This is a genomic window from Hymenobacter sp. BRD128 (assembly GCF_013256625.1).
In the GTDB taxonomy this organism is placed as follows: Bacteria; Bacteroidota; Bacteroidia; order Cytophagales; family Hymenobacteraceae; genus Hymenobacter.
The window spans coordinates 1045297-1069302 of record NZ_CP053908.1 but is presented as its reverse complement, the minus strand read 5'-3'; the positions used below and the strand labels follow the sequence as shown (position 1 = coordinate 1069302).

18 protein-coding genes are annotated in these 24006 nt (G+C 62.4%); 5 read left to right on the top strand and 13 right to left on the bottom strand.

Annotated features, from left to right (window positions below; all coding sequences use genetic code 11):
• Nucleotides 1–20: 20 nt before the first annotated feature.
• A complete protein-coding gene (locus GKZ68_RS04790) occupies nucleotides 21–1025 on the bottom strand; it encodes a GNAT family N-acetyltransferase (protein WP_173111315.1) in 1005 nt (334 codons plus the stop codon).
• Between the two features lie 109 nt (nucleotides 1026–1134).
• Here GKZ68_RS04790 and corA point away from each other — a divergent pair, with 109 nt between their 5' ends.
• Both corA and GKZ68_RS04780 read left to right on the top strand, forming a co-directional pair.
• Nucleotides 1135–2358 (top strand): magnesium/cobalt transporter CorA, encoded by a 1224-nt coding sequence (gene corA / locus GKZ68_RS04785; protein ID WP_173111313.1) that lies wholly within the window; start codon nucleotides 1135–1137, stop codon nucleotides 2356–2358.
• An 84-nt stretch (nucleotides 2359–2442) separates the two neighbouring features.
• Complete coding sequence (locus GKZ68_RS04780) at nucleotides 2443–2640, top strand: hypothetical protein (RefSeq protein ID WP_173111310.1); 198 nt, start codon at nucleotides 2443–2445, stop codon at nucleotides 2638–2640.
• A 77-nt stretch (nucleotides 2641–2717) separates the two neighbouring features.
• Here GKZ68_RS04780 and surE read toward each other — a convergent pair whose 3' ends face one another.
• On the bottom strand, nucleotides 2718–3566 hold the full coding sequence (surE, locus tag GKZ68_RS04775) for a 5'/3'-nucleotidase SurE (RefSeq protein ID WP_173111307.1): 849 nt from the start codon (nucleotides 3564–3566) through the stop codon (nucleotides 2718–2720).
• Nucleotides 3567–3696: 130 nt separating this feature from the next.
• Here surE and GKZ68_RS04770 point away from each other — a divergent pair, with 130 nt between their 5' ends.
• A complete protein-coding gene (locus tag GKZ68_RS04770; RefSeq protein WP_254244169.1) occupies nucleotides 3697–5421 on the top strand; it encodes a M14 family metallopeptidase in 1725 nt (574 codons plus the stop codon).
• Between the two features lie 80 nt (nucleotides 5422–5501).
• On the opposite strand, the gene GKZ68_RS04765 is transcribed toward GKZ68_RS04770, so the two are convergent.
• The 8 genes from GKZ68_RS04765 to GKZ68_RS04730 all read right to left on the bottom strand — a co-directional run bounded on the left by GKZ68_RS04765 (nucleotide 5502) and on the right by GKZ68_RS04730 (nucleotide 14910).
• Nucleotides 5502–5975 (bottom strand): BLUF domain-containing protein, encoded by a 474-nt coding sequence (locus GKZ68_RS04765; protein ID WP_173111300.1) that lies wholly within the window; start codon nucleotides 5973–5975, stop codon nucleotides 5502–5504.
• Nucleotides 5976–6057: 82 nt separating this feature from the next.
• Complete coding sequence (locus GKZ68_RS04760; protein WP_173111297.1) at nucleotides 6058–6825, bottom strand: hypothetical protein; 768 nt, start codon at nucleotides 6823–6825, stop codon at nucleotides 6058–6060.
• An 80-nt stretch (nucleotides 6826–6905) separates the two neighbouring features.
• Nucleotides 6906–8129, bottom strand: a complete 1224-nt coding sequence (locus tag GKZ68_RS04755) for a bifunctional 3,4-dihydroxy-2-butanone-4-phosphate synthase/GTP cyclohydrolase II (RefSeq protein WP_173111294.1) — start codon at nucleotides 8127–8129, stop codon at nucleotides 6906–6908.
• A 126-nt stretch (nucleotides 8130–8255) separates the two neighbouring features.
• Complete coding sequence (locus tag GKZ68_RS04750) at nucleotides 8256–9443, bottom strand: glycosyltransferase (protein WP_173111291.1); 1188 nt, start codon at nucleotides 9441–9443, stop codon at nucleotides 8256–8258.
• Nucleotides 9444–9497: 54 nt separating this feature from the next.
• Complete coding sequence (locus GKZ68_RS04745; RefSeq protein WP_173111289.1) at nucleotides 9498–10736, bottom strand: glycosyltransferase family 4 protein; 1239 nt, start codon at nucleotides 10734–10736, stop codon at nucleotides 9498–9500.
• A gap of 113 nt (nucleotides 10737–10849) precedes the next feature.
• Nucleotides 10850–11869 (bottom strand): TrkA family potassium uptake protein, encoded by a 1020-nt coding sequence (locus GKZ68_RS04740; RefSeq protein WP_173111286.1) that lies wholly within the window; start codon nucleotides 11867–11869, stop codon nucleotides 10850–10852.
• A gap of 67 nt (nucleotides 11870–11936) precedes the next feature.
• Nucleotides 11937–14000: a DNA primase gene (dnaG, locus tag GKZ68_RS04735; RefSeq protein ID WP_173111283.1), complete on the bottom strand. Its 2064-nt coding sequence runs from the start codon at nucleotides 13998–14000 to the stop codon at nucleotides 11937–11939.
• A gap of 238 nt (nucleotides 14001–14238) precedes the next feature.
• A complete protein-coding gene (locus GKZ68_RS04730; RefSeq protein ID WP_173111280.1) occupies nucleotides 14239–14910 on the bottom strand; it encodes an LEA type 2 family protein in 672 nt (223 codons plus the stop codon).
• 289 nt (nucleotides 14911–15199) lie between these two features.
• Here GKZ68_RS04730 and GKZ68_RS04725 point away from each other — a divergent pair, with 289 nt between their 5' ends.
• The gene (locus GKZ68_RS04725; protein WP_173111278.1) at nucleotides 15200–16243 is read left to right on the top strand and encodes an LLM class flavin-dependent oxidoreductase; all 1044 of its coding nucleotides are present in this window, start codon (nucleotides 15200–15202) and stop codon (nucleotides 16241–16243) included.
• A 458-nt stretch (nucleotides 16244–16701) separates the two neighbouring features.
• Here GKZ68_RS04725 and GKZ68_RS04720 read toward each other — a convergent pair whose 3' ends face one another.
• Genes GKZ68_RS04720 through GKZ68_RS04710 form a run of 3 tightly spaced genes read right to left on the bottom strand, consistent with a single transcriptional unit; the run spans nucleotide 16702 to nucleotide 20698 of the window.
• Nucleotides 16702–18300, bottom strand: a complete 1599-nt coding sequence (locus GKZ68_RS04720) for a TolC family protein (protein WP_173111275.1) — start codon at nucleotides 18298–18300, stop codon at nucleotides 16702–16704.
• Between the two features lie 6 nt (nucleotides 18301–18306).
• On the bottom strand, nucleotides 18307–19686 hold the full coding sequence (locus GKZ68_RS04715; protein WP_173111272.1) for an HlyD family secretion protein: 1380 nt from the start codon (nucleotides 19684–19686) through the stop codon (nucleotides 18307–18309).
• Nucleotides 19679–20698 carry an ABC transporter transmembrane domain-containing protein gene (locus GKZ68_RS04710; protein ID WP_173111269.1) on the bottom strand — a complete coding sequence of 340 codons (1020 nt, stop codon included), beginning with the start codon at nucleotides 20696–20698 and terminating at the stop codon, nucleotides 19679–19681. The genes GKZ68_RS04715 and GKZ68_RS04710 overlap by 8 nt, the downstream gene beginning before the upstream one ends.
• A 257-nt stretch (nucleotides 20699–20955) precedes the next feature.
• On the opposite strand from GKZ68_RS04710, the gene GKZ68_RS22365 reads away from it, so the two are divergent.
• Nucleotides 20956–23949: a leucine--tRNA ligase gene (locus GKZ68_RS22365; protein ID WP_173111266.1), complete on the top strand. Its 2994-nt coding sequence runs from the start codon at nucleotides 20956–20958 to the stop codon at nucleotides 23947–23949.
• Nucleotides 23950–24006 lie beyond the last annotated feature (57 nt).

Genomic DNA, 24006 nt, shown 5'->3' with positions numbered 1-24006 from the left:
AAAATAACGGTAACTGGGCACTAAAGCCGCTTCCGCCAAGTCAGCCGCCAGCTGCCCACACCGCCAAGGCGCCGCTTAAAATCCAGCAGGGAGGTATTGGGGCGGCCGCTCGGCAGCGTCGAAGTACCTAAATCGACTAAATGGCAGCCCGTGGCTTGGGCAAAGGTGTGCAAGCCTTGGTAGAGCAGTAGCGCCGGGCTCAGTTTGCGCAGCCGCAGGGGGCTCGCCAGGTAAAAATTGTAGAGCACCCCGGGGCTAGCCTGAATGGCCACGGCCAGCGCGGCCCACTCGCCCGACGGCTCGCGCACTGAGAGCAGCACGTGCTGCCGCGGAAAAGCCCGAAACAGAGCCTGCACCCGCTCCAGGGACAGCGATAGCGGGGCCTGCTGCCGCTCGCGGCGGCAGGCCTGCATAAACTCGTAGGCCCAGGGCAACACTAACGGGGGCTCCTGCTCTATGACCAGGCCCGTGTGCTGCAGCTTGCGCAGGGCACGCCGCTCGTTGGGCCGCAGGTGGGTCACGTAGTCGCGCGCGGTGGTTAGGTAATAATTTTGCTCGGCCAGCACTTCTGCGTAGCCCCGCTGGCGCAGCGCCTCGGCCTGGGTGGCAGCCCCGGCCGGGTCGTAGCAATCGGCGTAGCTCCGCACTTCCAGCGTGTGCTGCTGGCGCTGGCGCAGGGCGGCTTCGGCCGCGTCGAGCAGAAGGTGCAGGGCCGCCAGGGGCAGGCCGGGGGCTAGCTGCACCCCACCAAAGCTGGCTTGCCCCGGCGAGCGCGCCAGGCCCGGCCCAGCCCCATCGGGCACCACAAAAAACTGCGCCACGGTGCGGCCCGCGGTGGGGTCTTCAAGGTACAACGCCAGCACCGGCTGGCCGTGCGCCTGCAGCGCCTGGTGGGCCGGTGTCAGAAACAGGAAGGGCTCGAAGGCCAGCGGCAGCCGCGGCGCAGCGGGCGGTTGGCCGGCCGGGGCCTCGGCGGCGTATACGGCCCAGCCTGGCTGCGACGGAAGGAGAGGTTCGATTTTCACTAATGACTGACGAGCCAGGCAAAGTACGACACCAACCGGCTAGCCCTGCTTGCGCGAGCCGCCGGCGGTGGCGTTCTTCGTTCGCTTACTTTCTGCTTTTTCATCTGCAATGAGTCCTTCCAGCCCACCCTCGGCACCTGCTACCAACCAGCGCACCCGGCCCAGCTCCCCCACCCAGCCGGAGCCGGATGCTCCCGGCGGCCTGCCCGCCGACTCCGACCGCGAGGCCCGCCGCCGGGCACTGTACCAAACTGTGGGCCAGCGCCCCGGCACGCTGCACGTGCAGCCCGATGCCCTCAAGCCGCGCCTGTTTTTGATGTCGTATGACGAAAACGTGCACGAGGAAGCTGAATACACCGACCGCTACGACGACCTTATTGCCTACCTGCGCGCCCATCCCGAGCTTAAGCACTGGGTTGACGTGCGCGGCTACGGCGACCTCGACTTGATGGAGCGCATTATGCAGGAATTTGGCCTGCACCCGCTGCAAATGGAAGACGTGCTCGGCGACTACCAGCGCGCCAAAGTGGAGGTGTTCGACGACAACCGCCTCTTCTTAGTGTCGCGCATGACTGAGTTTACGCCCCAGCTCACGGTGCACGACGACCAGCTGTCCATCTTCACCGGGCCTAACTATGTGCTCTCGTTTCAGGATGACTACGACGACTGCCTGGAGGTGCTGCGCAACCGCATCCGGGCCAATTTCAGCCAGCTGCGGCGCAAGCCGGTGGGCTACCTGGCCTACGCGCTCACCGATGTGGTGCTCGACCATTACTACCCCACCATGGCCGCCATCGGCGACTACATTGAGGAGCTGGAAACCAGCATTTTTGACGAGCGGCGCGAGCGGCGGCTGCTCAACCGCATTCTGCGCATCAAGAAAGACGTGGTGCGCTTCCGGCGCCTCGTGTACCCGGAGCGCGATAAGATGTCGGAAATCCTGCGCCTGCCCGAAGAAGTGGTGCCCGAAGACCTCAAGGTGTTTTACCGCGATGCCTACGACCACGCCATTCAGGCCCTGGACCTGGCCGAAAGCTACCGCGACAACATCTCCTCGCTGGCCGACCTGTTTCTTTCGGACCAGAGCAACCGCATGAACGAGGTAATGAAGGTGCTGACTATCATCAGCTCTATCTTCATTCCGCTGAGCTTTGTGGTGGGGCTCTACGGCATGAATTTTCAGCACGAAGACAGCCACGGCCACTTGCTGCCACTCAATATGCCCGAGCTGTACTCGCCGCTGGGCTACCCTATCTTGCTGGTGGTGCTCACGCTCATTGTGGCCGCGCAGCTGTATTACTTCTGGCGCAAGGGCTGGCTCAGCCGCGACTAGCGGGCCAGCCTTTACCGCAGTTTGGCTATATTCACGGGGGCTTCACGGGTAGCGTACTATCTTGATAGAGAATATGTATGCTCTATGAAAACGCCGCTGCTTTTGCTTGGATTTCTGCTGCTGGCCTTGCTGCTGGCGCCGGCCGGGCACGGCGCGCACCACCGGCACCGCTACCCGGCCACCCACCAGCGGGCCCCGCATACCCCGCAGCTGCTGCCGCTGCGCGTAGTGCGCACGCCCGCCGTAGAGCAGCAGCACCGCCAGGTGCGGGCGGTAAAATAAACGAGGGACTTAGGCTGAAGCAGTGCGGCTAGGACACTGCTTCAGCCTAAATCCCTTATTCCGATTCTTTATTCCTTTTACTGCGCGGCCGGGCCGTAGTCTTCGCTGGGCTGGGGCGGGGTGGCGCCGGGGCCGGCCGGGGGCAGGGCCAGCTGCCAGGCCTCGGCCATGCTGGCCAGCCCCTGGTAGTTGGTAAGGTCGTACTGGCAGGGCACTACCGACACGTAGCCGTCGGCCAGGGCCGCCTCGTCGGTATCGAGACCGGGGTCTTGGTTGAGAAATTCACCCAGCAGCCAGTAATAGGGCCGCCGGTAGGGGTCGTGGCGCTGCTCAAAGCGCTCTTGCCACTTGGCGCGGGCCTGGCGGGCTAGCCGGATGCCCCGGATGGGGCCGCTGGCCTTCTTGGGAATATTGACGTTCAGGGCCGTACCCACCGGAATGCCGTGGGCTAGCGCCTGGCGGCACACCTCCAGTACCCAGGGGCCGACGTGCGAAAAATCGGCCTCGTCGCCGTATTCGCACAGCGAAAAGCCGATGGCCGGCAGCCCCTCGATGGCTGCCTCAATGGCCGCCGACATGGTGCCCGAGTACAGCACGTTCACCGACGAGTTGGAGCCGTGGTTGATACCCGACACCACGAGGTCGGGGCGGCGGTCTTTCAGCACGTAGTGCTTGGCGATTTTCACGCAGTCGGCCGGCGTGCCGGTGCAGGCATAGGCCGCCACTTCGGGGCCAAACAGGTCGGACTTATCGAGCCGCAGCGGGTGGCCGATGGTGATGGCGTGGCCCATGCCCGACTGCGGGCTAGCGGGCGCCACCACCACAATTTCGGCCTCCAGCTCGCCCATGAGGCGCACCAGGTGCGCGATGCCGGGGGCCGTGAGGCTGTCGTCGTTGGAAATGAGAATGAGCGGGCGGGCGGGCATACTTACGAATGGATTAAAAAAGACCGTCATGCTTCGACAGGCGCAGCATGACGGTCCAAATTGAGTTGTTTTCCGGCAAAGGTACCTTCGCCCCATGTTTTTCGCTTCGCTCCTGCTTGCCACTGCGCTCATGTCCTCCGCCCCCGCCCCGCCGCTCACCACGCCCTTCGAGCGCGACCCGCGGCACAATACCACGGCCACCTATGCCGAGTGCATAGCCTTTTATAAAGAGCTGGCCGCCGCCTACCCGGCCACCATGCAGCTGCGCGCGGCCGGCCCCACCGACAGCGGCCAGCCGCTGCACGAGGTGGTACTTTCGGCCGATGGCACCTTCGAGCCGGGGGCTAGCCGGGCCAAGGGCCGGCCGATTTTATTTATCCAAAACGGTATTCACCCCGGTGAGCCCGAGGGCATCGACGCCAGCATGATGCTGGCCCGCGACCTGCTGCGCAGCCAGAAATACCGGCCGCTACTGCAGAAAGTCACCGTCGTTATCATCCCGGCCTACAACATCGACGGCATGCTGAACCGCAACTCGACCACCCGCGTGAACCAGAACGGACCGGCCGAGTACGGTTTCCGGGGCAATGCGCGCCACCTCGACTTGAACCGCGACTTCGTGAAGCAGGACTCGCGCAACGCACGCTCGTTCGCGGCGCTGTTTCAGAAGTGGCGGCCCGAGATTTTTGTGGATACGCACACCTCCAACGGGGCTGATTATCAATACACGATGACCATCATCCCGACCCAGCACAACAAGCTGGCGCCGGCGCTGGGCACGTACTTGCAGGACAAGCTGCTGCCCGCGCTCTACCAGGGCATGGACCAGAAGCACTGGCCCATGACGCCCTACGTCGACTTTGAGGGCGAAACGCCCGAGAGCGGCCTCCGGGCTTTTCTGGAAAGCCCGCGCTACTCGACCGGCTACGCGGCCTTGTTCAATAGCATTGGCTTTATGCCCGAAACGCACATGCTCAAGCCCTTCGGGCCGCGCGTGCAAGCCACCTACGACCTGCTCACGACCTACCTCGAAACTGTGGCTAGCCAGGCCCCCGCCCTGCTGGCCGCCCGCGCCGAAGCTGACCGCGCCCTGGCCGCCCAAACGCAGTTTCCGCTGGCCTGGGCGCTCGATGAGCAGCCGAGCGGCACGCTGCAATTTCGGGGCTACGAGGCCGGGCACAAGGCTAGCGGCGTGAGCGGGCAGCCGCGCCTCTACTACGACCGCGCCCGACCCTACGTGCGGCCGGTAAAATTTTACAACAACGCCCACGCCACGGTGGTGGTGCAGGCGCCCGATGCGTACCTCATTCCGGCCGAGTGGACAGAAATTCTTGATAACCTGCGCCGCAACGGCATAGTGCTGCGCGAGCTGCCCCAGCCCCTCACTGGTGCGGCCGAAACCTATACCATTGAAGACTATAAAACCACGCCGCGCCCCTACGAAGGCCACTATCTGCACAGCCAGGTAAAGCTGGCCACCCGGCCGCCAGCCACGGCTACGCTGCCCGCCGGCGCCTACCTGGCCGTGCTGGCCGAGCAAGGCCCCGCCAAGCGCTACCTCGTGGAAGCCCTGGAACCGCAAGCCACCGACTCGTTCTTCACCTGGGGCTTTTTCGACAGCATTTTGCAGCAGAAAGAGCACTATTCCGACTACGTATTTGAGGACCTGGCCGCCGACTACCTGGCTCAAAACCCCGCCGTGCGCCAGCAGCTCGATGCCGCCAAAGCTGCCGACCCGGCCCTGGCCGCCAGCGGCCCGGCCCAGCTGGAGTGGGTGTATCAGCACTCGCCCTACGTCGAGGCGGGCTACCGCCGCTACCCGGTACTGCGCTGGCTGGGAGCAGCCCCTCACTAGCCTTGAGCCAGTGCCCTAGTAAGAATTTTATCAGCAAAACGGCCACCCCGCGCGGAGTGGCCGTTTTAGTTAAGGACTGGCTAGCCGGGCAGCACGGCCACCGGCAGCGGCTGGGCAAAGCTGCTGAGGAAGCGCCGCAGCGTCTCGGGCACGTGCACCACTAAGCTGAAGGGGCTGATGCGGCCGGGCTGCTGAGCTAGCGGCAGGTAGCCGGTAGTGGTGCGCAAATCCTGGGTGGCGGCGGGCACGAAGCCCATGCGCCAGTCGGGAAACATGCGGCCCGCCGCCGGCCCCTCGTGCAGCACAAAGGCGTGCTTGTGGCGCGGGTCGCGGGCAATGCGGGCGTAGAGGGTGTCGATTTCGTCGCGCGGCCCTTCGATTACCTGCACAAATTCTTTGGTGTCGGCGGCGTAGAGCAACAGGCCCGTGAGGCGGTGGTCCTGGTTGTGGGCGCGAGCCTGGCGCAGCAGCTCGGCCAGCGCCTCGGGCGTCAGGCCGTCACCGGTGGCCAGGCTGTGGTAAATTATCTGGTAGAGCGGCTGCGGGGTAAGCATACGAGCAACGAACTTCTGAATTTTGCTTCTTGCCTACGCAGCCACGCCCCTAAAGAGTTCAACCCGCCGCCATTTTTTTGGCCTACTGACTTTGCACAAACCGCCCGCCGCTTAGCTTAAGCACGAGGCTTTTGGCCCCCGGCTTGCGGCGGTAGTCCCGCTCCTTGAGGCGTAGCGCGTCGTCACTAATTTCCTTATTGCGGGTCTGGTTGATGCGCAGCACCTGTCGGCTTGCGTCGAGCTGCATATCCACGTTGCAGAGGCTGAGCGAAGATTTTTTGCCAAAAACCGCGTTGTCGGCCAGCAAGTAATTACCCTTCAGTTCTACTACGTAGGCTTGGCTCACGTCGCACTGGCCGTCACCTTTCTCCATGCCTAGCAGCAGGTAAAGGGCCCGGCCGGGACTGGCGAGCGGGTGAATTTCAGTAAACTCACACTCCTCATCCACGGCGTAGGCAAAGTGCTGACCGGCCGCGTTTTGCCACTGCAACACGGGCTTGTGGATGGTGCCCCGCGTGCCGCCGGAGGAAAGCGAGTAGGTAAACACTTTGAGGTGAGACGCATCGGCCGACTCAGCCGACAGCTCCACCCCGAGGTCCTTGGCCCCGGCCGCCGACACCTCGTGGGCTTTGAGGTAGGTCACCAGCCGGCGGGCCGTGGTCGTGGTCAGCTTATCGAAGTCATCGCTCTCGCCCTCGGTACCCGCCTCGATGGTAGCGAAGTTTTTCTTCAGCTCGGCCGCTGTCGGGGCCGGGCTAGCCGGCTGCTGGGCTCGGGCAGAGGTAGCGAGGCAAGCCAGCAGAATAATACAGTATATTGTTTTCTTTATATATAAAAATAAGCAACGCACCCGGCCCAGCCGGCCGGCCTAGCCACAAAAAAGGCTACCCGGTCAGGGTAGCCTTTTTAGGGCTAGGCAGGCTAGCCAGCTTACGCGGCCGTGTCGGGCTTCATGGCTTGCAAGATGTCGTGGCCCATCTTGTCGCGCTTGGTGGTGAGGTAGCTCTGGTTGTGCTGGTTGGGCGCAATTTCGATGGGCACCGTTTCCACCACTTCGAGGCCGTAGCCGAGCAGGCCGGTGCGCTTCTTGGGGTTGTTGGTGAGTAGGCGCATCTGCCGGATGCCCAGGTCGCGGATAATGGCCGCGCCCACGCCGTAGTCGCGCTCATCGCCCTTAAAGCCCAGGTCTTCGTTGGCCTGCACAGTATCACGGCCGGCCTCCTGCAACTTGTAGGCTTTCAGCTTATTGAGCAAGCCAATGCCCCGGCCTTCCTGGTTCATGTACACGATTACGCCCCTACCCTCACGGTCAATCTGCTCCATGGCCTTGTGCAACTGCGGGCCGCAGTCGCAGCGGCACGAGCCGAAGATGTCGCCGGTCACGCACGATGAGTGCACGCGGATGAGCACTGGCTCGGGGCCGCTCACGTCGCCTTTTACCAGGGCCAGGTGCTGGGCACCGTTCGAGCGCTGAGTGTAGGCGTACAGGTCGAAGTCGCCGTGGGCCGTGGGCATTTTCACCGTTATCTCGCGCTGAATGAGGCTTTCCTGGGCTAGCCGGTACTTGATGAGGTCTTGCACCGAAATCAGCTTGAGGCCCCATTGCTCGGCCACCTTGCGCAGGTCGGGCAGGCGGGCCATCTCGCCGTCTTCCTTAAGAATCTCGACCAGCACGCCGGCCGGCTCGAAGCCCGCTAGCCTAGCCAAATCGACGGCTGCCTCGGTGTGACCAGCGCGGCGCAGCACGCCTTCCTTGCGCGCCTTGAGCGGGAAAATGTGGCCCGGCTTGCCCAGGTCTTCGGGCTTGGTGGCGGGGTCGATAAGCGCCAGAATAGTCTTGGAGCGGTCGGAAGCCGAGATGCCGGTAGTGACGCCGTTAGTCAATAAATCGACCGAAACCGTGAAGGGCGTGGCGTGCAGGGCCGTGTTGCGGCCCACCATCAGGTCGAGGCCCAGTTCGTCGCAGCGCTCGGCGGTGAGGGGCGCGCACACCAGCCCGCGCCCGTGGGTGGCCATAAAGTTGATGACCTCGGGCGTGGCGCAGCGGGCGGCGCAGATAAAGTCGCCCTCGTTTTCGCGGTCCTCGTCATCAACTACAATAACGACTTTGCCGGCGCGAATGTCTTCGATGGCCGATTCGATGGTGTCTAGCATGATTTTTTTCTACTGGTCATGGCGAGCGCAGCGAAGCACTCGCACCTGAACGTACTCGTTCGCGCCCGTCTCGTTCTATTGCGAGTGCTTCGCTGCGCTCGCCATGACAGGCTTAGTTTACAGTCTTTAACAATTATCCCGAAACAAGTTCTCCAGGCGGGCCGTGGCAGCAGCCCAGTCGTAGGTTTCGGCCACAAAGGTGCGGCCGGCGGCGGCTAGCCGGGTGGCGGCGGCCTCGTCGGCCAGCAGGCTAGCCAGGGCCTCGGCCAGGGCCGGCGCGGTGTCGGCCACCAGCAGGTGCTGGCCGGGCGTGCCGCGCAACGCATTATTAGCCAAAGCAGTAGTGACGCAGGGCAGCTGCATGGCCAGGGCTTCGAGCAGCTTGTTTTGCAGGCCGGTGCCCACGCGCATGGGCGCCACAAAAACCCGTGCTCCGGCGTAGGCCGTGCGGATATCGGGCAGCCAGCCGCTCACCGTCACGCCGGGGCGGCGGGCCAGCGCCTGCACCCGGGGCGCGGGCGACGTACCGGCCACCAGCAGGCTGGCGCCGGGGTGGCGCTGCTGCACCAGGGGCAGAATTTCCTCGGCCAGCCAGCAGGCGGCGTCCACATTCGGGTGGTAGCCCATATTGCCGCAGAAGAGCAGGTCGTGCGTTTTGGGGGCTAGCGGCCGGGGTTGAAAATAATCGAGCGCAATGCCATTGGGCACGATAGCAATCGTCTCTTTATCAGCGTGCGGAATGAGCTGCCGGTCCTGGTCGCTGATAATAGTGTGGTGCCGAAACCAGCCAAAGGCTTCGGCTTCGTAGGCGGCCAGGCGGCTAGCCTCCAGGGCCAGCACCGGGCGCTGCCAGGCCGGCGCGGTGGCCGCCCGCCGCGCCATGCCGGCCGAAAATACATCCATGTAATCAAGCGTCATGGGCACCTGGCTGGCGTAGGGCCGCAAGTACTCGGCCATGCGAATGAGCTGGCAGTACACGTGGTCGGGCCGAAAATCCTTCAGTAGCTTATCAACCAGGCGATGGGCCGGCTTTTCGTAGAAATAGCCCACCTGCAAGGGCCGGCCGGCCGTGGCCAGCGCCCGCGCCAGCCCCCGGCCCCGTGCCACGCGGCCCAGCCGGTGCACGTGCAAGCCACCCCGGCACAACGGCCCCACGGCGGCCAGGGCCTCGGCGCTCACGGCCTCGTCGCTGAGGGCCAGCAGGCAAATTTCGTGGCCCCGCCCGGCCAGGTACTGCAGCTGGTAATACGCCCGCAGCTTGTCGCCCTTGTCGAGCGGATACGGAAAGCGGGACAGGAGCACCAGGATTTTCATGCGCGCTGCAAAGGTAAAGCCGCCGGGCGGGCGGCTTCGGCCCTGGCGTTGGGGCTAGCCTGCCGCAGCGGGCCGCCCTGCCCCTACCTGCGCATACAGCGCCTCAAAGCGCTGCGTCACGCGGCGGTTGTCGTACACCTCAGCGGCAGTGCGAGCGGCTTCGGCCCCGACGGCGGCCACCGGCAGGCGGCCGTGGTAGTAGTCGCGCAGGGACTGCTGCCAGGCGGCGGCCGAGTCGCGCAACACAATATCGTGGCCATCGCGCACGGCAATTCCTTCGGCTCCAATGCTAGTGCTCAAAATGCACTTACCCAGGGCCATGCCCTCAATGATTTTGACGCGCATGCCGCCGCCGCTCAGCAGCGGCACCAGCATGAGGTCGTACTGGCGCATGAAGGCGGCAGCCGACTCCACAAAGCCGTGGATGAATACGTTGTCCTGGCCCTTGGGGCGGCTGGTGAGGTGGCCGGGCGGCGCCACGCCGGCTACGTGCAGCTCCAACTCGGGCAGTTCGGCGTGCACGGCCGGCCACACCTCGCGTAGCAGCCAGTCGAGACCCTCCAGGTTGGGCAGCCAGTTGAGCGAGCCTATCATGAAGACAGTGCGCGGCTGCGGTGGCTGGCTAGGGTCGGGCTGGAAGGCGGCCATTTCGACGGCGGCCGGGATGAGGGCAATGGGTTCGGGGCAGCCTAATTCCTTCAGGCGCACTATGTCTTCTTTGGTAATGGCAGCTACGGCGTCGAAGTTGACTAAACATCGCTGCTCAAATCGACGCAACCGTTGCGCTAAGTTTTTCAAATACCAGCGCTTCAGCAGTTTTTTTTCTCCAGCGGCCAGTCGCTCCCAAATAACATATTCTATATTATGAGCCCGCAATACACCTTTCACTCCCACGGAAAGCTCTTGATATCCCCACCACTCGTAATACCAAGCAACATAGGTACCTTCAAACTGTACAACATTAATAGTTTGTGTTTGCAACAGTTCAATCAGGGCGCTTGTAACCTCTTCCTTAATGAACCGGTCAACGTTATAAGGCTGGCTCGAAAACAGCAGGTTTTGCAGCGCTTTTAGCGGCGTGGCATCCGTATCCACATCCACCGTCACGAGCCGAAAATTGGGTCCGAGGTGGGCTAGCACGTCGGCCGGCTGGTGGTGCTTTGGCGTGTTGATGGCCAGCATCGTGACGCGGTGCCCGGCCGCGAGCAGCCCTTTCGTGATGTTATAAATCCCAATCGCGCCGCCGTCGTGCAGCGGAAACGGCACGCGCGGGCTTACCTGAAGAATGTGCATACAGCTACAAAACTAGGGATGGGCTAGCGGTAGCGCGGATTCTGCGAATCTGCGCGTGGTATCACCAAGCCAACTTCCCACGCGCGGACTCTGCGAGTCTGCGCTACCTGTTGCTACTTAAACTGCTGGTGCAGCGCCTGAATCTGGGCCTCGTTGCCGAGCACCAGCAACACGTCGCCGGCGGCCGTGCGGTAGTCGGCAGCGGGGCTCACTTCGAGCTCGCCGCCCTGGCCCCGGCGCAGGGCAATAATAGTGGCGCCGGTGCGCGAGCGCACATCGAGCTCGCGAATGCTCTGGCCGCGCAGGCTGGGCTTCAGCTCATTAAAGGGTAATTCTTCGAGGCGTAGCTTGTTGGGGTCAAGGCCCGAAATCATATCCAGAAAGCGGATTACTTCGGGGCGAATAACGAGGTTGGCCATGTGCGAGCCGCCAATCTCGTCGGGCAGCACCACCGAGTTGGCCCCGGCCGAGAGCAGCTTGCTCACGCTGCTGCGGGCGCTGGCGCGCGCGATGATGACGACGTTGGGGTTCAGCTCGCGGGCCGAGAGGGCCACGAATACATTGTCGGCATCCTTGGGCAGCGCCGTAATGAGCGCCCTAGCGTGCGCAATGCCGGCCTGGCGCAGCGTGCTATCAAGGGTGGCGTCGCCGAAAACGGCCGGAATCTGGTGGCCAATGGCGTCGTTGGCAGCCGCTACCAGCTGCTGGTTTTGCTCGACCACCACGGCGCGGGTGCCGCTGTGGCGCAGCTCGTCGTAGGCCTTAAAACCGTTGCGCCCGAAGCCGCAGACGATGACGTGGTCGCGGAAGCTCTTGATTTCCTGGTCGGCGCGAATCATGCGAAAAAGGTGGCGCAGTTCGCCATCAAAAATGTACGTAGTGAGCACCGACACGAGGTAGGCCACCACCAAAAGATTAAACAGAATATAAAACGACACGAAGATGCGCCCCGTGTCGGAGAGCGGGTGCACCTCCCCAAAGCCGACTGTGGAAGCCGTTATCACCGTCATGTAGAAGGCGTCGATAAACGGGTAGTTTTCGAGCAGCATAAAGCCGCCCACCCCCACCGCGAAGCTGAAAAATAGCAGCCCCAGGGCTAGCCACAGGCGCGAGAGGTTTAGTTGTTTAAGCATTAATTTACTATATGTCCTTGCAATAAATTTCTACAAGAACGTTACTGGCTGCGCTGCCAAACGGCTTCTACGCATGGCGCGCCACTACGGTGCCGAGCATTTGGGCTAGCTGGCCATCGAGCTTGGTGAGCTCGTTGTAGCGCAGCAGGGCGTTAAGCTGCTCATTCTGGTCGAGGCGCGGGTCCTGGAGCTGGGCCAGGCACTGCTGGCGCTCGCGCTGCACGTGGCACTTGTTGAGGCGCAGGATGGCGTTGTCGCAAGCCAGCTGAATGAGGTTCAGCTCGGTGGGCACGTAGATATCCTTGATGCGCCAGTTGGGGCTGAGGTCGTAGCGCTCGGTGGCAAAGTCGGCCAGCAGCGAGCGGATGCCCGCGTCTTCGTGGTGGGCCAGCAGGCGCAAATCGGGCAGCTGGCCCTGCAAAAACTGCTCGCGGCACTCGGCCCACAGCCGGGCGTAGAGCGGGTTACGCAGCGGCGTACCATCGAGTTGGCTCAGTAAATAATGCGCCACCGTGACCTCGGGCTGCACCTCGTGGGGGCCGTAGAGCACCAGCAGGCGCAGCACGGCCTGCTCGCACTGGGTCAGCACGTCGAGCGGCGTGGCTAGCTCAGTGGGGTCCGCGTTGAGGTTGCTGCCGGGGTGGATACCGGCCGTAACCTCGGCCTCCGACCCGCTCGACACGCCGTACATGGCCATCTCGGCCTCTTCTTCGGACGAGTAGCTGCGCGCCGGCGCGGCGGTAGGGCTAGCGGCGCGGCTTTCGCGGGGTTCGTCGGCGGGGCGGGCTTTGGATGGGCTAGCGGTTTTGAGCAGCTTGTTGTATTCGGTGATAATCACCTGCTCCTCAAAGCCGAACACGCTGGCCGTTTGCTGCAAAAACACCTGGCGCTTGAGGCCGTCGGGCACCTTAGCAATGCTTTGCAGCACGTCGCGGATGGCCTCGGCTTTCTTCACCGGGTCCTGGCTGGCCTCGCGGGCTACCAGGGTGGTTTTGAAGGCGATAAAGTCCTGGCTGTGGTTTTCGACGTGGTCGGCAAAGCGCTGGTCGCCCACCTTGCGGATGTAGCTGTCGGGGTCGTCGCCGTCGGGAAAGAGCACCACGCGCACGTTCAGGCCGCCTTCGAGCAGCAAATCGATGCCGCGCAGGCTAGCCTTAATACCGGCCGCGTCGCCGTCGTAGAGCACCGTCACGTTGTCGGTGTAGCGCCTGATGAGCCGAATCTGGCCCTCGGTGAGCGAAGTGCCCGACGAGGCCACCACGTTTTTGATGCCGCCCTGGTGCAGGCTCAGCACGTCGAGGTAGCCTTCCACGAGGTAGCACAGCTCTTCGTGCCGGATGGCCTGCCGCGCCTGAAACAGCCCATAAAGCACGTCCGACTTGTGATAAATCTCCGACTCAGGCGAGTTTAAGTACTTCGCCATCTTGTCGTCGCGCTTCAGGGTGCGGGCCCCGAAGCCCACCACCCGGCCGCTCACGTTGTGAATCGGGAACATGACGCGGCCCCGGAAGCGGTCGTAGCGCCGGCCGGTATCGCGGCCCTGGTCGTCCTCGCGCTTCACCACTAGCCCCGTTTTTTCGAGGTACTTGAGCTGGTGGCCGGCGGCGGTGGCGGCTTTCATCAGGCCCTCAAATTGGTCGAGCGAGTAGCCGAGCTCGAAGGTCTGGATGGTGGTCAGGTTCAGGCCGCGCTCCTTAAGGTAGCCGTAGCCGATGCTCATACCTTCCTGCGACTTCAGTAACAGGCCGTGGTAATAGTCTTTGGCCCAGTTGGATACAATGTACTGCGAGTCGCGCTCGTTCTGGGCTAGCTGCTCTTCGGGGGTGCGCTCCTCCTCTTCGGGCACGGCCACGCCGTACTTTTTGGCCAAGGCCCGCAGCGCCTCGGGGTAACTGCTGCCCTCGATGTCCATCACAAACTGGATGATACCGCCGGCCTTGCCGCAGCCAAAGCACTTGTAGAGCCCCTTGGCCGGGTTTACCGAGAAGGAAGGCGATTTTTCGTTGTGAAACGGGCACGGGGCCCAGTAGTTCTGGCCCTTGCGCTTGAGCTGCACGTAGTCGCCCACCACCTCCAGGATGTCGGCGGTGTGGATAATCTGGTCAACGGTTTCTTTGGGGATGCGGGCCACGGCGGAGGTTTAGAGCTTCAAATTTACACCCTAGCCAGGCCGCTAGGCCATGGTACATTGGCGCGCGTTTGGGAGCACGCTCGGCTAGCCCGTGCTACGCCTGCACGCGCTGAGGCTGAGCACGCCTATGATGCCGGAGGCTATAGCCTTCAGCTTAGGTGTTCGTTCTAAACCAAAAAAGCCGTCCGGTTGCACAGGCAACCAAGCGGCTTTTCTACGTTGAGGCTAGCCAGCCGGGCTAGGGCCGGCGCACCGAGTCGGGGCGACTCACGGCGTCGAGGGCCTGGGCGGGGGTAAATTCTTTCTCGACCGTGGAATAGCCGGGGGGCGAGATGCGGCGGCCGCTGCTAGTGATAAACGTGGGCTTGAGCTTGAGCGTGAAGCGCAGCGGCTGGCGGTCGCGGTCGGTGAGGCCGAGGGCGAAGTTGGCCAGGCTCTCGCCCGTTTGGTCGCCTAGTACCTGGCGCAGGTTGCTTTCTACCTGAATGGGCGCCGTGGTTACGCCGCCATTGGCCGGCACCTCAATACGCTGGGTAGTATGGCCTTTGGCCACTTCCTTGCCATCGATGAGGGCGATATAGTCAAATTCGTTAAGAGCAGCCGTCTCGTTGTTGGGGTTGCGAAACTCCAGGTTGGCCCGCATGCGCAGGGGCAGGTTGCCAGACGTATAGGCCGCCAGCAGTAGCGCCCGCTCGGCGGTGCCCAGGTCGGCGGCCTGGCGCAGGTTCAGCACGTTGACGCCGCCCACGGTAGCCTGGTCAATGGATGCCAGCCGCACGTCCACGTTCTTAAACGCTTTAGCCTGTTGTACTTGTTCATGGATGCCGCACTGGCTCAGGCCGGCTACGGCCAGCACGCCGGCAATGACCTGGGCTGCCCCGCGGTGCCTGGTTAGAAAAGAAGCAAACATAGTCGATTTCAAGAAACTGTTAAAAAAGTGAATGTCCGTCTTCTACTGCAAATAAATCAATTAGTTGGCCCCACTGCCGAATCTTACACGCCGGCGTTTAGTCAGTGCCTGAGCGCGCCCTAAGTTTCATTGCGCGGGCACTCGCCTATCCGCGCCTAGCAGCGCGGCAGGATAGTCGAGCCGCCCACGCCGCCGGGGGGGCGGGGGCATGGCTAGCGGCCACAGGGAGCCGCACTAACTTTTAGCGAACCAGCTTGGTTACAGTAACTCCTATTCCACGTGTTCCATCATGACAAATTCCGCTAAAAACGTCGCTTTCTCCGTGCTGGATTTGGCGCCTATTCTGGCCAACGCCACGCCTACCGATACCTTTCGCAACAGCCTGCGCCTGGCCCAGGAGGTCGAGAAGCTGGGCTACACCCGCTTCTGGCTGTCCGAGCACCACAATATGGCCAGCGTGGCCAGTTCGGCGCCGGTGGTGCTGATTGGCTACATCGCGGGCGGCACTACCACGCTCCGCGTGGGCTCGGGTGGCATTATGCTGCCCAACCACGCCCCGCTGGTGGTGGCCGAGCAAATCGGTACGCTGGCCTCGCTTTATCCGGGCCGCATCGACTTGGGGCTGGGCCGTGCGCCCGGCTCCGACCAGCGCACGGCCCAGGCCATCCGGGGCGGCCGCATGGGCAGCGCGCAGGATTTTCCGCGCGAAGTGCAGCAGCTGCAAACCTACTTTTCGGCCGCTAACAGCACGGCCGCCGTGCGCGCCATTCCCGGCGAAGGACTCGATATTCCGATTTACATTCTGGGCTCCAGCACCGACAGTGCCTACCTGGCCGCCGCGCTGGGCCTGCCCTACGCCTTTGCCAGCCACTTTGCGCCGGGCCAGCTACTGGCCGCGCTAGAGATTTATCGCCAGAATTTCCGGCCCTCGAAGGCGCTGGCCAAGCCCTACGTCATTGCCTGCGTCAACGTGATTGCGGCCGCTACCGACGAGCAGGCCACCTACCTTTCTACCTCGCTCCAGCAGTTTATGATGAGCGTGATTACGGGCCGCCCGGCCCCGCTGCAACCGCCCGTCGAGTCGATGGCCGCGCTCTGGGGGCCCGCCGAGCAGCACGCCGTGCAGCAGATGCTAGCCTACTCGTTTATCGGCAGCCCGGCGACTCTTCAGCAAGATTTACAAGAGTTTATCCACGAAACGCAGGTGGATGAACTGATGGCCACGTCTAATATTTTCGACCAAGAGGCACGAGTACACTCCTACCGCCTGCTGGCCGAAGCGCTGCAGAGCGTAGCGCAGCCGCAGGCAGCCGCCGAACTGGCTTTGCGCTAGGCCTGCTTACGCTGCCTGCATCGCGAAAAAGCAGCTGGATGAGTCAGGGCAAATGGCGCTAACTCATCCAGCTGCTATCCACCTCTAAAAGCGCCGGCTACCCCAGGTAGCCGGCGCTTTCTGCTTTAATCGAGCTTGAACGCTTTGGCAGCAGCTTGCCGGCAGCCTCGGCCGCAATGCAGAGTAATCCATCAATTATTCATTTGAGGCTCGGTTATGTCACCTGCTTACTAAAGCTGCGCGGGCTTGATGCTAATGCGGCAATAAGCCCTACGGCGTGAATCCCAACAAGCATCCCGATGGCCACCTGCTCACCCGCACCGCGCCTCACAACTCGTACGGCACGGGCACCGGCATGCCCCAGGGCGCCGAGATGAATGCCTAACGAGTAGCGCGCGGGCTGGCCAGCCTTTGCAGCAACTGCCGCAAGACAATATGCCGGCCCGCTAGCCCCCGGCTTACTCGCCCCCGGCTACCGAGCGCATGCCGGCGTAGTAGTACAGCTCGGCGCGCGCTTTTTCGTAGCTGGCCCGCAGGCTTTCCTGCTTGATGCGCAACTCGATGAGCTTGCTCTCGCGGGCATTAATGAGGAAGATGGTGCTCTCGCCCAGCTCAAACTTGGCCAGCTCGGCGGCCAGCAGCTTACGCTGGTTGGCTACCGTCTGGGCCTGCAGGGTGAGCTGCTGGTCGTAGGCGCGCAGGGTGTTGTAGACGTTGTTTACCTGCGTGGCGATGGTGCGCTGGCTCTGCTGGCGCTCCAGCACCGTTTCCTGCACTTGAATGCGGGCGTATTGGAGCTTGCCGCGCTCGGCCCGCAGGAAGAGCGGAAAGGCAAAATCGACGCCTACCTTGTGGTTATTCCAGCCAAAATCGTAGTAGCCGGGCACTTCGGGCCGGTAAAAATCGCCCTGGCTGATGAGCGTACCGCTGAGGTTGATTTTGGGCTTGAGCATTTCGCGGCGGTAGCGCTCCTCGATGTTATACTGGGTGATTTTGGCCCCCAGCTTGCGCAGCGTGGGGTGGCTGCTGGCGGCTAGGTTGGCGAGGCGCTGGTATTCCTGGCGGCTCACGGTGTCGCGCGCGGGGGTTTGGGGGGCGGCGTAGGCGGGCAGCTCCACGGGCTGATTGTTCTTGTTCCAGAGGTGATTAGAAAGCACAAGGCGGGCATTTTGCACCTCCACCTGCAGCTGGGCGGCCTGCACCTGGCGGTCCTGCACGGTTATCTGGGCTTCTACTGAGTCGATGGGCGCCTGGTCGCCAAGCTGGGCGCGGCGGGCGGTGGCCTGAAAGCGCCGGTCGGCCAGCGCCACACCCTCCCGAATGAGTTGGGCCTGCTGATAGGCATAGTACCAGGCCCAGTAGTCCTTGGCGGCCTGCAGCCACACCTCGTTTATCTGCTTCACGCGGTCGGCCTCGGCGGCGGTCTGCAGGGCTTTGGCCTGGCGCAGGGTGCTGCGCCGGGCATCGATGAGTAGGCCCGCGCCGATGGGCACCGACACCCCCACGCCGGCCAGCCCATTCATTGGAGTGCGGCTTTCGGGGTTCACGTAGGTGCCCGCGTAGCGGTCGTAGCTGGCCTTGAGGTCAATGCCGCCGGGCCAGATGGGTACCTTCAGCTCGTTATGCCAATTGTTGTAATAATCGGTGCCGCCAAACTGCTTGCGGTGAAAATCGGACCCCAGCTTGGGGTCAAAGCCGCCGCGGGCTTGCAGCACCTGGGCGCGGGCCTCGTCGCTGAGCAGGGCCGCCTGCTTCACGATGGGGTGGTTGGCAAACACCAGCTCGGCCAGGTTTTCGAGCGAAAATACCCTGGCCGTGTCGGCGGGGCGGATGATGTCGAGCTGGGTGGTTTGCAGCGGGGCGCGCTCCAGGCCCGAGCGCCGGGCCGGCAGCGGCGGGTTTTGGGCGCAGGCGGGGCTAGCCAGCAGCAGGCAGCCTAGTAGCAGCCCTAGCACGCCGCCCCACCCCCGGCCCACATCAAGCGGCGTAGGGCCGGGGGCGGGGGTACGCACCAGAGAAAAGCTACCCCGCTCAAAGAAAGCAACTAACTTATTCATAATAAACTACTTGCTTTTCTCCTTTCCTTCGCCCTTCACGGGCGCTACGTCGGGCTCGGTGCTGAGGGTGGGCGGGAAGCCGTTGAGCTGCCGCCAGATTTCGTACCACACGGGTACCGAGTCGAGAATCACCCAGCCCTGCACGCCCGACCCTAGCCGAAGCTGCTTGGGCCAGGGCTGGTCGCCGGGCTGGGGCTGAGTGGGGCGCACCAGCAGGCGGTACTTGCCGCCGGGGCTGCTCACCACGTCAATCACCGTCACCTCACCGCCAAACGTGCCCACGGCCGCCGAGGGCCAGCCCGAAAACTGGATGGCCGGGAAGCCGTCGAACTGCAGGCGCACGGTGCGGCCGGGCTGAATGAGCGGCACGTCCATCGCCCGCACGTAGACCTCGGCCGCCAGCGCCGGCGACTGCGGCTGAAGCGTGGCAATGCTTTCGCCCTCCTTTATCGTCTCGCCGATGCCGGCCTTGAGGGCGCGCACGATGTAGCCGGTTTGGGGGGCGCGCACCACGTAGAGGCCGCGGCGCACTTCCACATTACCGATTTTATTGCGGGTGGCGGCCACCTCCCCTTCGTAGCTCACGCGGCTCGACACGGCCGTGCTGCGGTCCGAATTAGCCTTGGCCAGGTCCTGGCCGTACTTGGCGCGCAGGTTGGCCAGCTCGATGCGGGCGTTGGCCAGGTTTTGCACGCTGCTGCTCACCTTGTTGCGCTGCGAGGTTACCTTGGCCAGGTCTTCCTGCAGCTTGAGGCGGCGCGTTTCGATGTCGGTGAGGGAGAACAAGCCGTTTTTGTAGCCTTCCTCGTAGCGCAACAGCCGGGCCTTGGCCGTTTCGTAGAAGTTAGTAACGGCCACTAGGTCGGCGCGGTCGCTGTTGAGGTAGTTCTGGGCCTGCGCTACTTTGTTGGCGGCCGATTCGAGCTGCACGTCGAGCGTGGCGCGCAGGGCGGCAATCTGCTGGTCGGTGGCGTTTATCTTGGCCTGGTATGCCCCCACGCTGGCGCGCTTGGCGGCTAGCTGCTCGCGCAGGCGCTCGGGCAGGTTGGGGTCAAAATACTCGTCCTTGATTTCGGAGAGCATGAGCAGCGTATCGCCGCGGTGCACGAGCTGGCCCTCGCGCACGTTCCAGTGCTCGATGCGGCCCGCTATCTGATTCTGAATGTTTTGGGGCCGGTCTTGCGGCGTGAGCGCGGTGAGGCTGCCCGACCCGTAAATGGTCTGGCGCCAGGGCAAAAACAGGATAATCAAGAAGACTATTCCAATTACCAGCAAAATGCGGCCTAGCCGGCGGCTGGCGTAGGTGCGCAGCAGCTCGGGGCGCGACTGCCGGGGCACGTGCTCCCACACCTCCTCGGCCACGTGTTGGTTCGAGAGGTTAAGCATGGTCGTAGGCGATGGTATTTTTATGCTCGTCGAGCGGCAGGTCAGTCACGGCGGCCACTTTTTCTACCGCCGTCAGCACGTCAAAAATGGTATTAATGCTCGTCATCAGCTTTTCTATCGAGCCGCTAATCATCACGATAATGACTTCGGCGGCTACGAACTGCCCGAGCGTCATCTGGCGCGATACCACGAAGAGCGTGCCCGCAATGAGCAGGCCCGCCGTGAGGATGGTGCGCAGCGCAATGCCGTAGTTGTAATACGACTTGAGGGTCTGGAAATGCTGGTTGCGCGCGTGCAGGTATTCCGACGTCAGCTCGTCGGCGCGGGCTAGGGTCTTGTGCTCCTCGGCATCGTTGCCACGCACCTCGTCGAGGCGGCCGGCCACTTCTTCGAGCCAGGCCACCAGCTCATACTTGTAGGCCGATTCTTCAATGCTCGTGCGCAGCGCCCGCCGGTAGTTAAGCATATACACGAACCCGAGCGCCAGGATGGTAAACAACCCAAACCCAATGAAAATGGGATGGTAAAAGGACAGCACAATCACGCCCATCAGGATTTGCAGCACCGCAAACATGACATCGACCAGCAGCTTGGTGAGGCCCTTCTGAATAGTCAGGATATCAAAAAAGCGATTGACCAACTCCTTGGGGTCCAGTCCTTCCAGCGCCTCGGGCTTGATGCGCGGCAGCCGGTAGGCATACTCAATGGCCGCCTTGGCAAAAATGCGCTGCTCAATAGCTTCTACCAGCGTAATCTGACCAACTAGCAGGATGCCCCCGAGCAGCACGCCACCCACCACCGCTACTAGTATATAGGTGGAGCTGAACACGGCGCCCGTCGACACGAGGTTAAATACTGCCTGCGTGCCCAGCGGCAGCGACAAGCTGATAACACCCGTGATAACGGCGTAAAAAATGATGTAGCGAATGGTGCTGCGCTCGGTATCGAGCATGTGGGTGAGGCGTTGCCAGGGCGTGGGCGGTGGCAGGCCGGCAGTAGCGTGGTGGGCCATAAGTAGGTGGGGCATTCTTCATTCCGCAGTCGGCCAATGGCGGCCGCCGGCCCGGAAGCGGGCACTGCGTGGTGCTCTTACAAAATGAGCATTTGATGAATTATGCTGCAAATATCAACCCTGGTTACGGCTGAAAAGCCTTTTTAATTTGATTTTTAACGACTTTTAAGCCCGTTTTAATGCCGGGGCTCTCCTACCCTGCCCCGTGGGCTACGTGGTGGGGCTGCGTACCTTTGCGCGAATAACCAGCCTTCGAAATGCCCGCCTACCGCCCCCAAGAGCTTGAAAAAAAGTGGCAAGACCACTGGCAGCAGCATCATACCTTCCGCGCCGACAATAACTCTGACAAGCCCAAGTACTACGTGCTCGACATGTTTCCCTACCCTAGCGGGGCGGGGCTGCACGTGGGGCACCCGCTGGGCTACATTGCCTCCGACATTGTGGCGCGCTACCAGCGCCTGCAAGGCCGCAACGTGCTGCACCCCATGGGCTTCGACTCGTTTGGCCTGCCCGCCGAGCAGTATGCCATCCAGACCGGCCAGCACCCGGCCGTGACCACCGAGCAGAACATCGAAACCTACATCCGGCAGCTCCAGCAGCTGGGCTTTAGCTACGACTGGGAGCGCGAGGTACGCACCTCCGACCCAAGCTACTACAAGTGGACGCAGTGGATTTTCCTCAAGCTGTTCAATAGCTGGTACAACCTCGACACCGACCGCGCCGAGCCCGTGAGCGCGCTCATGGCCAAGTTTGCCGAGAGCGGAAGCGCCGGCATCCGCGCCGCAGGCGAGGACGCCGACCGCCACGACTTCACGGCCGGCCAGTGGCAGAGCTTTACCGAAAAGCAGAAGCTCGCCGCCATCCTCCCCTACCGGCTAGCCTATCAGCAAGATACTTATGTGAACTGGTGCGCCGCGCTAGGCACTGTGCTCAGCAACGACGAGGTGAAGGACGGCCTTTCGGAGCGCGGCGGCTACCCCGTGGAGCGCCGCCTCATGCCGCAGTGGAACCTGCGCATCACGGCCTACGCCGACCGCCTGCTGCAAGGCCTCGACACCCTCGACTGGCCCGACGCCGTGAAGGAGATGCAGCGCAACTGGATTGGCAAGAGCATCGGGGCCGAGGTGAGCTTCCCGGTGCAGGGCCACGAAGGCACTGTTATTAAAGTGTATACGACCCGCGTCGATACCATCTACGGCGCTACCTTCCTGGTGCTAGCCCCCGAGCACGAGCTGGTCGATACGCTCACCACGCCCGCCCAGCGCGCGGCCGTGGATGAGTACATCGCCGCCACCAAGCGCCGCTCAGAGCGCGACCGCATGAGCGACGTGAAAACCGTGTCGGGCGTGTTCACCGGCGCCTACGCCGCTAATCCCGTCGATGGCACGCCCGTGCCCATCTGGCTGGCCGACTACGTGCTGGCCGGCTACGGCACCGGCGCCGTAATGGCCGTGCCCAGCGGCGACCAGCGCGACTACCTCTTCGCCAAGCACTTCGACCTGCCCATCCCGGCCATTTCGGACGCCCAAAAGGACCTCGACCAGCAGGCCGACCCCACCAAGGAAGGCCGCTACATCAACTCGGGCATTGTGAACGGCCTGGGCTATAAGGAAGCCACCGCCACCCTCATCGCCTACCTCGAAGAAAAGGGCCTGGGCAAGGGCAAGGTGAATTTCCGCCTGCGCGACGCCATTTTTGGCCGCCAGCGCTACTGGGGCGAGCCCATCCCGATTTACTATAAAGACGGCACCGCCTACGGCGTGGCCGAGGCAGACCTGCCGCTCGTGCTCCCCGAAATCGACGAGTACAAGCCCACCGAAACCGGCGAGCCCCCGCTAGGCCGCGCCAAAGACTGGAAGTACAAGGGTCAGTACGAGTTCGAGCTGAGCACCATGCCCGGCTGGGCCGGCTCCAGCTGGTACTACCTCCGCTACATGGACCCGCACAACGCCGACCGCTTCGTGGGCGAGGAAGCCGAAAAATACTGGGGCCAGGTAGACCTCTACATGGGCGGCGCCGAGCACGCCACCGGCCACCTGCTCTACTCCCGCTTCTGGTACCTGTTCTTGAAGGACCTGGGCCTAGTGACGGCTAATGAGCCGTTCCAGAAGCTGATAAATCAGGGGATGATTCTGGGCCGTTCGAATTTTGTGTACCGGTTGAATGCTAGTTGGTCTTCTTTCGGAAAGCCCTTTGATACCGAAAATATTAAGCTTTACCAGCCTATTTTCGTTACAAAAAGCTTTTACGAACAGCTCTCAAAACCAATTAAGGACAATAACAATCCTGCTGTTGTAAAACTGCATCAATTGCTTTTAGACCTTGCAAATAAAACTCGCAACAAATTAAAAGAGGAAGGAATTGATACAGGCATTTCTATTAATCCAATGTATGGTGAGGATGGCGAGCCTTTTGTAAGATTCACTCCAATCAATGTTGATGTTAACATCGTTGAGAATGACATTCTTGATAGAGAGTTATTTCGCGAATCACGCAGTGAATATGCTGATGCAGAATTTCTCTTAGAGGATAACGGTGATTATGTCTGTGGCTGGGAAGTCGAGAAAATGTCGAAGTCAAAATACAACGTCGTAAATCCCGACGTGTTGATTGACAAATACGGCGCGGACGCCCTGCGCCTCTACGAAATGTTCCTCGGCCCGCTGGAGCAGTTCAAGCCCTGGAATACCAACGGCATCACCGGCGTAGGCACGTTCCTCAAGAAGTTCTGGCGCCTCTTCCACCCCGAAGACGGCGCGCTGGCCGTGACCGACGAGCCCGCTAGCCCCGCCGAGCTGAAGGCCCTGCACCGCGTCATCCAGAAGGTGGCGCAGGATATTGAAAAGTTCAGCTTCAACACCAGCGTGAGCACCTTCATGATTGCCGTGAACGAGCTCACCGCCCTCGGCACCCGCAAGCGCGCCATCCTGGAGCCGCTCGTGGTGCTGCTCTCGCCCTTCGCCCCCCACCTGGCCGAAGAGCTGTGGGAAGAGCTCGGCCACTACCCCGGCAGCATCAGCTACGCCCAGTACCCCGAGTTCCGCGAGGAGTATTTGGTCGAAGCCAACGTGACCTACCCCGTGGCCATCAATGGCAAGGTGCGCGAGCAGCGCCAGTTTGCCACCACCGCCACGGCCGCCGAAATCGAAACCGCGATTCTGGAATCGGATTTCCTAGCCCGCTTCGGCGACGGGAAAGCGGCCAAAAAAGTGGTGGTAGTGCCCGGCCGCATGGTGAACGTAGTGGTGTAGGGCTAGCGGCCTCAATAGAGAACGTCATGCTGAGCTTGTCGAAGCATCTCTACCGCG

Coding starts and splice junctions, on each gene's coding strand:
- corA (WP_173111313.1), top strand. CDS start 1,135: ATGAGTCCTTCCAGCCCACCCTCGGCACCTGCTACCAACCAGCGCACC.
- GKZ68_RS04780 (WP_173111310.1), top strand. CDS start 2,443: ATGAAAACGCCGCTGCTTTTGCTTGGATTTCTGCTGCTGGCCTTGCTG.
- surE (WP_173111307.1), bottom strand. CDS start 3,566: ATGCCCGCCCGCCCGCTCATTCTCATTTCCAACGACGACAGCCTCACG.
- GKZ68_RS04770 (WP_254244169.1), top strand. CDS start 3,697: ATGTCCTCCGCCCCCGCCCCGCCGCTCACCACGCCCTTCGAGCGCGAC.
- GKZ68_RS04765 (WP_173111300.1), bottom strand. CDS start 5,975: ATGCTTACCCCGCAGCCGCTCTACCAGATAATTTACCACAGCCTGGCC.
- GKZ68_RS04755 (WP_173111294.1), bottom strand. CDS start 8,129: ATGCTAGACACCATCGAATCGGCCATCGAAGACATTCGCGCCGGCAAA.
- GKZ68_RS04750 (WP_173111291.1), bottom strand. CDS start 9,443: ATGAAAATCCTGGTGCTCCTGTCCCGCTTTCCGTATCCGCTCGACAAG.
- GKZ68_RS04745 (WP_173111289.1), bottom strand. CDS start 10,736: ATGCACATTCTTCAGGTAAGCCCGCGCGTGCCGTTTCCGCTGCACGAC.
- GKZ68_RS04740 (WP_173111286.1), bottom strand. CDS start 11,869: ATGCTTAAACAACTAAACCTCTCGCGCCTGTGGCTAGCCCTGGGGCTG.
- GKZ68_RS04730 (WP_173111280.1), bottom strand. CDS start 14,910: ATGTTTGCTTCTTTTCTAACCAGGCACCGCGGGGCAGCCCAGGTCATT.
- GKZ68_RS04725 (WP_173111278.1), top strand. CDS start 15,200: ATGACAAATTCCGCTAAAAACGTCGCTTTCTCCGTGCTGGATTTGGCG.
- GKZ68_RS04720 (WP_173111275.1), bottom strand. CDS start 18,300: ATGAATAAGTTAGTTGCTTTCTTTGAGCGGGGTAGCTTTTCTCTGGTG.
- GKZ68_RS04715 (WP_173111272.1), bottom strand. CDS start 19,686: ATGCTTAACCTCTCGAACCAACACGTGGCCGAGGAGGTGTGGGAGCAC.
- GKZ68_RS04710 (WP_173111269.1), bottom strand. CDS start 20,698: ATGGCCCACCACGCTACTGCCGGCCTGCCACCGCCCACGCCCTGGCAA.
- GKZ68_RS22365 (WP_173111266.1), top strand. CDS start 20,956: ATGCCCGCCTACCGCCCCCAAGAGCTTGAAAAAAAGTGGCAAGACCAC.